Raw genomic sequence first — 1,841 nt, forward strand, 5'->3', positions numbered from 1 at the left:
AGCCAGCCGCTTCCATGGGCGCACCCTCGGGCTCGGGTCCGACATGGGAGTCGGGGCCGGCACCGTGGGCCTTGCCGAAGGTGTGGCCGCCGGCCACCAGGGCGACAGTCTCCTCGTCGTTCATGGCCATGCGGGCGAAGGTCTCGCGCACGTCCCGGCCAGAGGCGACAGGATCGGGATTGCCATTGGGACCCTGAGGGTTGACGTAGATCAGCCCCATCTGGACCGCCCCCAGGGGCTGGGCCAGGACGCGGTCGCCGGAATAGCGGTTGTCGCCCAGCCATTCGGACTCGGCGCCCCAGTTGATGTCCTCCTCGGGTTCCCAGATGTCGGCGCGCCCGCCGGCGAAGCCGAAGGTCTTGAAGCCCATGGACTCCATGGCGACGTTGCCGGCCAGGATCATCAGGTCGGCCCAGGACAGGCTGTTGCCGTACTTCTTCTTGATCGGCCAGAGCAGGCGGCGGGCCTTGTCGAGATTGCCATTGTCCGGCCAGGAGTTGATAGGCGCAAAGCGCTGGTTACCCGTTCCGCCACCGCCGCGGCCGTCCGCGATCCGGTAGGTGCCGGCGCTGTGCCAGGTCATGCGGACGAACAGGGGCCCATAGTGACCCCAGTCCGCGGGCCACCAGTCCTTCGAGTCCGTCATCAGGGCGTGCAGGTCCGCCTTGACCGCCGCCAGGTCGAGGGCCTGAAACGCCTTGGCGTAGTCGAAGCCCGGGTCCATCGGGTCGGCCTTCGCCGAATTCTGGCTGAGGATCTTCAGGTTGAGCCGGTTGGGCCACCAGTCTGCATTCGACTGCATCTTGGCGGTGGTCCGACCGCCGTGTTCGAACGGGCATTGGCCTTCAGAAGATGACATGTCGCTTCCTTCTCCTCGCACCGCCAGTGAACCACAGCGTTAGGCTCTTTACCTAGCAAGGCGAGACGGATCGGCCAAATCGATAGTTTCTTTGGTCAGCATCGATTGGATCTATATCACCTGGCATTGGCAGCCCCCGTCACCTCAAGTGAGAGCGCCCACAGGCGGTCTGCGCTTTCCGGATCCAGGGCGTAGGGCATGACGCCCACAAAGGGCGCATCGGCGGTCCAGGGCCCGGCCTCGGCGCAGTTCTCAAGATACCGGCCTCCGATGCCTTCGAGTTCCGGGCCGACGGCCGCCCAGGTGCTGGTGGAGGCGCCCTGCTCCGGGGTCTTGAAGCCTTCGCGGACCGCGCCCGTTTCCGGGTCGATCCAGCCCATGGCGACCATCTCTGCCCGCTCCATATGCCTTTGCAGGGGGGTCATGATCCCGCCCGGCATGACGGCGTTGGCGGTTACCCCTCGGCCGGCGTACCGCTTGTGGAAGCCAACGGCGAACAGGCTGTTGGCGGTCTTGGCCTGCCCGTAGCTCTCCCACTTGTCGTAGGGACGGGTCCGGTAGTTGGGATCGTCCCAGTGGATGTCTGAGCGCCTGTGGCCGATCGACGACAGGCTCACCAGCCGGGACGGCGTTCCGGACTTCCGGGCGCCGGCCTCCAGGGCGGGCGCCATCAGAACCCCCAGCAGGAAGTGTCCGAAGTGATTGGTCCCAACCTGCATCTCCAGCCCGTCCGCCGTGCGGTCCAGGGGGCAGGCCATGACGCCGGCATTGTTGATCAGGATGTCCAGGGGCCGGTCTGCCCAATGTGCGCCCAGGGCGCGGACCGAGGCGAGGCTGGACAGGTCCAGCATCTCGAACCGGGCTCCAGGGCCCTTGGCCGTCCGGTTGATATCCGCTGCAGCGCTCGCCGCCAGGTCTGGCTTGCGTGCCGCGATGATGACCTCCGCCCCAGCCTCGGCCAGGGCGCGGGCCGTCTCGATCC

Annotated in this window: 2 protein-coding genes; both read right to left on the reverse strand. The window is 66.8% G+C overall.

All coding sequences use genetic code 11. The features are described 5' to 3' along the window. On the reverse strand, positions 1–802 hold an 802-nt coding region (locus WCJ52_RS12945), incomplete at its 3' end, for a peroxidase family protein (RefSeq protein WP_336903716.1). 173 nt (positions 803–975) lie between these two features. Further along, positions 976–1,841, reverse strand: an 866-nt coding sequence (locus WCJ52_RS12950) for an SDR family NAD(P)-dependent oxidoreductase (RefSeq protein ID WP_336903715.1), incomplete at its 5' end; no start/stop codon positions are given.

The sequence above is a fragment of the Phenylobacterium sp. genome (assembly GCF_037138395.1).
Classification (GTDB): domain Bacteria; phylum Pseudomonadota; class Alphaproteobacteria; order Caulobacterales; family Caulobacteraceae; genus Phenylobacterium.